The organism is Allobosea sp. 05T422_2, from assembly GCF_056396265.1.
Genome location: NZ_JBFTLD010000320.1, coordinates 1 through 6,999 on the forward strand (window position 1 = coordinate 1; position 6,999 = coordinate 6,999).

The window sequence follows — 6,999 nt, forward strand, 5'->3', positions numbered from 1 at the left end:
TCGTCGAACATGGCGGCTTCACGGTGGCAGCCGACCGCCTCTGCCTGTCGCAGTCAGCCGTGAGCCAGGCGGTCGCGGGGCTGGAACGGGCGTTGGACACCGCCTTGCTGCTACGCGGCCGCGATGGATTGGTGCTGACGGCAGCCGGCGAAGCGGCCCTTGTCGAGACGCGTGCGGTACTCGCGGCCGTCGAACGGCTCGGCACGTGCAGCGGACTTGCCGGCAAGTTGAGCGGCACCTTGCGGATCGGCGTCGTACAGAGCGCAGCCGTCCGGCTGCTGCCCGCATGGCTGCGGCGCCTGCGCACCGAGCATCCCGGCATCACGGTGAGCTTGTATGAGGGGACGGATCCGGAGGTCACCGCCTGGATCCAGGCCGGCGTGGTCGAGATCGGCATCACCAGCCGTACCCATCCCGAACTGGCAGCCCGCCCGGTCTATTCCGACGACTACCTCGTCGTTGTTCCCGCCGACCACGAGCTTGCATCCCGGGCCTCGCTCCCGCTCGCTGCCCTGGACGGGCAACGCATGCTGCTCTCGGGAGGGGGCTGCGAAACGCTCATCCAGGAACTCCTGACAGCAGCAGCCAGCCATCCCGAGATCGCCTGCCTCGTGCGCGACAACGCGACCTTGCTCAGTATGGTGCGTGAAGGGCTCGGCCTGACGATCATGCCCGAGCTGGYCCTCGACGACAGCCGCGGCGTGGTTGGGATCCCCCTTCGCCMGAATCTCCGTCGCACCTTGCACGCCGTATCGCCGCCGGCGGAGACGCTTCGCCCGGTCGCGACAGCTTTCCTGACCCTGATCGAAAACAGCGCCGCTGTCGGGCTCAAGGCTCCTCGGCAGCGCCCCAAGACAGCAAGCGCGGGGTGAACCGGCCGCGCCAGCCTAAAGCATCGGCCCGAAAAGTGGATTACGGTCTTCGGGAAGGCCGATGCAAATACAGATGACTAGATCATCAGACTGGATACGATATCCGGCCTGATGATCTAAGTCGTCGTGGTCGCGCTCTGTCCCGGTCGCCAGACCAGCAGGCGCTTCTCGACGAAGGTGACAAGCGAATCGATCACGATGACGAAGAGCGCCAGGATCAGCATGCCGGAGAACACGCCGGTGACATCGAAGACGCTCTCGGCCTCGTGGATCTTGTAGCCGAGACCGGCCGACGAGCCGAGATATTCGCCGACAACCGCACCGACCAGCGCAAAGCCGACAGAGGTGTGCAGCGAGGAGAACATCCAGGTCAGGGCCGACGGCCAGTAGACATGGCGGAAGAGCTGGCGCTCGTTCATGCCGAGCATGCGGGCATTGGCGAGTACCGTCGGCGAGACCTCGCGGACGCCCTGGTAGACGTTGAAGAAGACGATGAAGAAGACCAGCGTGAAGCCGAGCGCCACCTTCGACCAGATGCCGAGGCCGAACCAGAGCGCGAAGATCGGCGCCAGCACCACGCGCGGCAGCGCATTGGCCGCCTTGATATAGGGGTCGAACACCGCCGCCATCAGCTGCCGGCGCGCGAAGGTGAAGCCGAAGAAGACGCCCGCCGCCGAGCCGATGACGAAGGCGAGCACGGTCTCGGTCAGCGTGATGCMGAGATGGAAATAGATGTCGCCGCCGGTGAGCTGGGTCCAGGTCCGACCGAGGACCTGCAGCGGCGTCGAGAAGAAGAACTGGATTGTCTTGGTGTCGCCGAGCAGCGGATAGACGGTGAAGACGTGCCAGATCAGCAGGAACACGACCGCGACGAGAATCTGCAGTGCAAGGAGCGTCAGGCGGTTCACGAGGCGTCTCCCTGCACCAGTTCCTTGCCTTCGCCCATGGCGTAAGCCTTCTGCACCTCGATGCGCAGCGACGACCAGATGTCGCGATGGATCTCGTGGAAGGCCTTTTCCAGCCGGATCTCGGCGATGTCGCGCGGGCGCGGCAGGGTGACCCTGTAATCGGCGACGATTCCGGCGGCCGGCCCCGCCGACATCACCACGACGCGGTCGGAGAGCGCGATCGCCTCCTCGAGATCATGGGTGACGAAGATCAACGCCTTTCGATCCTTCGACCAGAGATCCAGCAGCAGGTTGCCCATGATCTGCCGGGTCTGCGCATCGAGCGGTCCGAACGGCTCGTCCATCAGCAAAATCTCGGGATTGCGGATCAGCATCTGCGCGAGGCTGACGCGCTTGCGCTGCCCCCCCGAAAGCATATGCGGATAACGATCGACGAAAGCGCGCAGACCGACACGGCCGAGCCAGTCGCGGGCACGCGCATCGGCCTCCGCAGCCGGCACGCCCATCGGCTCCAGCGCCACGGCGACATTCTGCAGCGCCGTCTTCCACGGCATCAGCGCGTCCTGCTGGAAGAGATAGCCCGCGCGTACATTCAGCCCCGCGAGCGGCTTGCCGAATATCCCGACCTTGCCGGCAGACGGGGTCAGCAGCCCGGCCGCAGCATTGAGCAAGGTCGACTTTCCACAGCCGGTCGGCCCCACGACCGAAACGAACTCCCCGGCCGAGACGGTGAGATCGATGCCAGTCACCGCCTTGTAGCGATGCCCGCCTGCAAGCTGGAAGGTGATGTCGATGCCGCTGAGATTGACAGCTGGCGCGGTATCCGCCCCGGGCACGCCAGCAGGGCCCGCATAAGCGTGCAGGCGGTCTTGAAGCTCCATAAAGCGTTCCCCAACGGCCTGCTGCGCCAAGCGCCCTGGCCGAATATCGCGTTCGTTTGACGAAACTCTAGGTGATCGCCTCCGGAAGGCAACCCAACCTTGGTCTTGCCCGGCAGATTCGCCGCAGCGCGCAGCTGTTGCATCCACGGCCCGAGACAGCGATAAGCCAGCGCGTTGGCCTGAAAGATCTCGACCCTCATGCAGCAACTCGAAAGCCTGATGCAGGGACTCGTCGAGTTCATGCGCACCAACCAGCAATGGGCGATCCCGATCGTCTTTCTGGTGGCCTTCGCCGAATGTGTGGCGGTGCTGTCCTGGCTCGTACCCGCCACGGTGTTCTTCACCGCCTTCGGCGCGGCGGCGGGAGCCTCCGGTCTCGACCTGGTTCCGCTGGCTTTCGCGGCCTCGCTCGGCGCGGGTTGCGGCTTCTGGATCTCCTATTGGGCCGGCATCGTGCTCGGCCCGCGCATCGGAGAAACCTGGCCGCTCAAGAAGAACCCTGAACTGCTCGAGAAGGGACATGCCTTCTTCGAGAAATGGGGCATCTTCAGCATTCTCATTGGCCACTTCTTCGGGCCGCTGCGGGCGGTCATCGCCATCGTCGCCGGCATCGTGAAGATGCCGTTCCTGCCGTTCCAGCTCGCCAACTGGGCCGCGTCTTTCGCATGGGGCTTTGGCCTGCTCTATGGTGCCGGACGGCTGGCCGAGTTCGTCACGCGCTGATCCCGAAAACCGTCCGAACACTGAACGGCGCATTCAGGGCGGGTTCAGGCCAGAAGGCGCGAATTGACGGCGTTGCGTCGCGATATCGCCACTCACCAGTGCGGATCTGACGCGGCACGCCGAACGGCTCCAGGCTGCCGGCGTTGTCGAGGCGGGCGACCCGGCGCCTGTCCGATGCTACCCTCCCGGGGCAGGACTATGGAGTCCAACCATGAGCCTTTCGCGCATCATCTCGCCGATCGTCGCCCTCGCGCTGACCGCCGGCTTCGCCTTCGCACAACAGCCCGCCACGCAGCCGAGCGCCCCCGCACGTGCCCCGGCCCCAGTCACGACGCCCGCAGCGCCCGCCGCTGGCACAGCCGCCAAGCCTGCACAGCCCGCAGCCGCCGCTCAGGTCAAGAAGATCAACATCAACACCGCGACCGCCGCCGAACTCGACAGTCTCAAGGGCATCGGCGAAGCGCGCTCCAAGAAAATCATCGAGGAGCGCTCCAAGGCGAAGTTCAAAGACTTCAATGATCTCGTGAAGCGCAGCGTCCTGCCCTCGAATGTCGAGTCCGACATCAAGGACAAGATCACCTTCTGACCCCGCTATCCCTGCGAGGAGAAAGGCCTCCGGCGCAAAACGCCGGAGGCCTTTTCCGTTTTCGATGGTACCGCGTTCTTCGCCAAATCCTGCCGTCTGACGCAAACGCCCTTCAGTATCCGAAAAGTCCGAACACCGCGGCGAATACKATCACGAGCGACACTGCAAGCAAGGCCCGCGCACAGATAGGGCTGTCAATGACACTGTTCAGATTCATCGTCCTCATGGCCGCCTCCACGTACGACTGCCTCGACGAACGCATCGGACTGGAACCGGTTCCACGCCCGGAAAGGCGAGAGGGCGGACACATTACTGCATCCGCCCTMTCGGAATCAATGATTTGTTAACCCTCTCAGGCGCTTGGCGAGCGGTATTGCAGCGGCTCGCCAAGTCCGTGAGTCGGAGCCTGAGACCGATCAGTTCTTGGTCTTGTCGACCAGCGCCTTGGCCTTGATCCAGGGCATCATGTCGCGCAGCTTGGCGCCGACTTCCTCGATCGGGTGCGCGGCCATACGGGCACGGGTGGCCTTGAACGAGGTCTGGTTGACCTTGTTCTCGAGCATCCAGTCGCGGGTGAACTTGCCCGACTGGATGTCGGTCAGCACGCGCTTCATCTCGGCCTTGGTCTCGGCGGTGATGATGCGCGGGCCGGTGACATACTCGCCGAACTCGGCGGTGTTCGAGATCGAATAGTTCATGTTGGCAATGCCGCCCTCATAGATGAGGTCGACGATCAGCTTTACTTCATGCAGGCACTCGAAATAGGCCATCTCGGGTGCATAGCCGGCCTCGGTCAGGGTCTCGTAGCCAGCCTTGATCAGCTCGACCAGGCCGCCGCAGAGCACGACCTGCTCGCCGAAGAGGTCGGTCTCGCACTCTTCCTTGAAGGTGGTCTCGATGATGCCGGCGCGACCGCCGCCATTGGCCGAAGCGTAAGACAGGCCGAGATCATGGGCGTTGCCGGTGGCGTCCTGGTGGATCGCGATCAGGGTCGGCACGCCGCCGCCGCGCTGATACTCCGAGCGCACGGTGTGGCCGGGGCCCTTCGGCGCGACCATCAGCACGTCGAGGTCCTTGCGCGGCTCGATCAGGTTGAAATGCACGTTGAGGCCGTGCGCGAAGAGCAGCGCGGCGCCTTCCTTCATGTTGCCATGCAGTTCGTCACGATAGATGTCGCCCTGCAGCTCGTCAGGGGTCAGCATCATCATGATGTCGGCGGTCTTGGCGGCCTCGGCCGGGGTCATGACCTTGAAGCCTGCTTCCTCGGCCTTCTTGCGGGTGGCCGAGCCGGCCTTCAGGGCGATGATCACGTCCTTCACGCCGGAATCGCGCAGGTTGAGCGCGTGGGCATGGCCCTGCGAGCCATAGCCGACGATGCAGACTTTCTTGCCCTTGATCAGATTGATGTCCGCATCGCGGTCGTAATAAACGCGCATAGGTTGCTCCTTGGTCTCGCGTTAGGGTTTTTCTTTGCCCGGAGCGGCTTCAACCGCGCCGTACAGAGTGAGGAATTGATCGGTCGCGCGCGCTGCATCGCGCTCGTTCTCCGCTGGGCTCAGCACGAGCGCATCACCCAGCAGCAGCCTGATCTGCACATCGCGCCCGACAAGGCCGAGGAATGTGCGAAAGGCGGTCTCCGTATCATCGAAAGCCAGGAGCCCCGCCTCACGGCCTGCGGCGAGAACCGGCTTCAGGCGTTCGCCAATGGCGACACGCCCGTTCGCCAGCACGATCCCGCCGAGATTGCCTGCCTTCGATCCCGCCTGGCTGATGGCAATCCGGTTCAGTGCAATCGAGGTGTCGCTGGTGATCACATTAAGCCAGTTCGCGGCAAAACGTATCAGGCTATCGCGCAGCGTCAGGGCATCGAGTTTCTGGCGATCATAATTGCCGGCGCGCACCTTCGAGGCCTGCCACTGCACGGTCGCGGTCAGCAGGCCGTCACGATCGCCGAACCACTTGTAGAGGGTTTCCTTCGAGCAGCTCGCACGCCGGGCGACAGCCGTCATCGTCAGGTGCTCGCCCTTCTCGACCATCAGGCCAAGCACAGCATCCAGCACGGCCTGTTGCCGGGCTGTCAGTCCTTCGCTCGATGTATCTGGAGTGGCGCTCAAGGATCAGTACCGTACGTTACGGTTCGGTCTCTACAGGAAGGTTTTTCTGAGCGCAAGGGCCAGCCTGCGAAGATCCTCGACACGGGCCCGGCCGGGTTTCGCTTCCGCCCGGAATGCGTCAATCTGCGCCGCCATCCGTCCCACCGGTTGGGGCAATTGCGCTTCATGGACAACGCGTTATCCGATCTGGAGATACAAGTATGAGCTTGCCTACGGCCGCCGAGACCGTCGCCTTCTGGCGGCAAGCCGGACCGGATAAGTGGTTCGACAAGGACGACGCCTTCGACCGGGAAATCCGCGATCGCTTTCTCGAGGCCCAGCGCGCCGCCGCGGCGGCCGAGCTCGGCTCTTGGGAAGAGACCCCCGAAGGCGCCTATGGGCTGCTCATCTTGCTGGACCAGTTTCCACGCAACCTGTATCGCGGCTCGCCCGAGGCCTTCGCCAGCGACGATCTCGCTGTCGAGGTCGCCGAGCGCGCCATCGCCCGCGGCTTCGACCAGCACTTCACCAATCCGGAGCGGCGCTTCTTCTACATGCCCTTCATGCATTCCGAAGAGCTGGACCATCAGGAACGCTGCATCGATCTGAGCCGCGCCTCGGGCGATGAGGACAGCACCAAATACGCGATCATCCACCGCGACATCATTCGCGACTTCGGCCGCTTCCCGCATCGCAACGCCATTCTCGGCCGGGACACGACACCCGAAGAGCGCGCATTTCTCGACGCGGGCGGCTTCAGCGGCTGAGGCTGCCGCGGGAGGCTAGCTGTTCAGTCCCGGCATTTGATGGATTGGATCGAGCCTGAATCGTTCTGGCTCTGATGTCCAGCATTTGCAGATGAACTCGTAGGGTGTGAGCCCCCTAAGGGTCTTCAGCCGGCGGCCGAAATTGTAGGCGGCAACGAAGTCTGTGAGG

At 63.8% G+C, this 6,999-nt stretch carries 8 protein-coding genes and 1 pseudogene; 4 read left to right on the forward strand and 5 right to left on the reverse strand.

Annotation, left to right across the window (positions count from 1 at the left end):
- On the forward strand, positions 1-872 hold an 872-nt coding region (locus AC1DJT_RS32395), incomplete at its 5' end, for a LysR family transcriptional regulator (protein WP_476835680.1).
- Positions 873-988: 116 nt separating this feature from the next.
- Here AC1DJT_RS32395 and AC1DJT_RS32400 read toward each other — a convergent pair.
- Positions 989-1,780 (reverse strand): ABC transporter permease, encoded by a 792-nt coding sequence (locus AC1DJT_RS32400; protein ID WP_476835681.1) that lies wholly within the window; start codon positions 1,778-1,780, stop codon positions 989-991.
- Positions 1,777-2,661, reverse strand: coding sequence for an ABC transporter ATP-binding protein (locus AC1DJT_RS32405; RefSeq protein ID WP_476769808.1), 885 nt, complete (start codon positions 2,659-2,661; stop codon positions 1,777-1,779). Before AC1DJT_RS32405 ends, AC1DJT_RS32400 begins: the two co-directional genes overlap by 4 nt.
- 198 nt (positions 2,662-2,859) lie before the next feature.
- Between AC1DJT_RS32405 and AC1DJT_RS32410 the strand changes: the two genes are divergently transcribed.
- Positions 2,860-3,384 (forward strand): DedA family protein, encoded by a 525-nt coding sequence (locus tag AC1DJT_RS32410; protein ID WP_441508442.1) that lies wholly within the window; start codon positions 2,860-2,862, stop codon positions 3,382-3,384.
- Between the two features lie 211 nt (positions 3,385-3,595).
- Entirely contained in the window at positions 3,596-3,970 is a 375-nt protein-coding gene (locus AC1DJT_RS32415) for a ComEA family DNA-binding protein (protein ID WP_441508443.1), read from the forward strand.
- 416 nt (positions 3,971-4,386) lie between these two features.
- Here the strand turns inward: AC1DJT_RS32415 and ilvC are convergent, their stop codons facing one another.
- On the reverse strand, positions 4,387-5,406 hold the full coding sequence (gene ilvC / locus AC1DJT_RS32420; protein WP_043237478.1) for a ketol-acid reductoisomerase: 1,020 nt from the start codon (positions 5,404-5,406) through the stop codon (positions 4,387-4,389).
- A gap of 21 nt (positions 5,407-5,427) precedes the next feature.
- Complete coding sequence (locus tag AC1DJT_RS32425) at positions 5,428-6,084, reverse strand: TetR/AcrR family transcriptional regulator C-terminal domain-containing protein (RefSeq protein ID WP_441508444.1); 657 nt, start codon at positions 6,082-6,084, stop codon at positions 5,428-5,430.
- Between the two features lie 200 nt (positions 6,085-6,284).
- Here AC1DJT_RS32425 and AC1DJT_RS32430 point away from each other — a divergent pair, with 200 nt between their 5' ends.
- The gene (locus AC1DJT_RS32430) at positions 6,285-6,830 is read left to right on the forward strand and encodes a DUF924 family protein (RefSeq protein WP_441508445.1); all 546 of its coding nucleotides are present in this window, start codon (positions 6,285-6,287) and stop codon (positions 6,828-6,830) included.
- 15 nt (positions 6,831-6,845) lie between these two features.
- On the opposite strand, the pseudogene AC1DJT_RS32435 reads toward AC1DJT_RS32430, so the two are convergent.
- Positions 6,846-6,999 (reverse strand): annotated as a pseudogene (locus tag AC1DJT_RS32435) (IS481 family transposase); the annotation flags it as partial.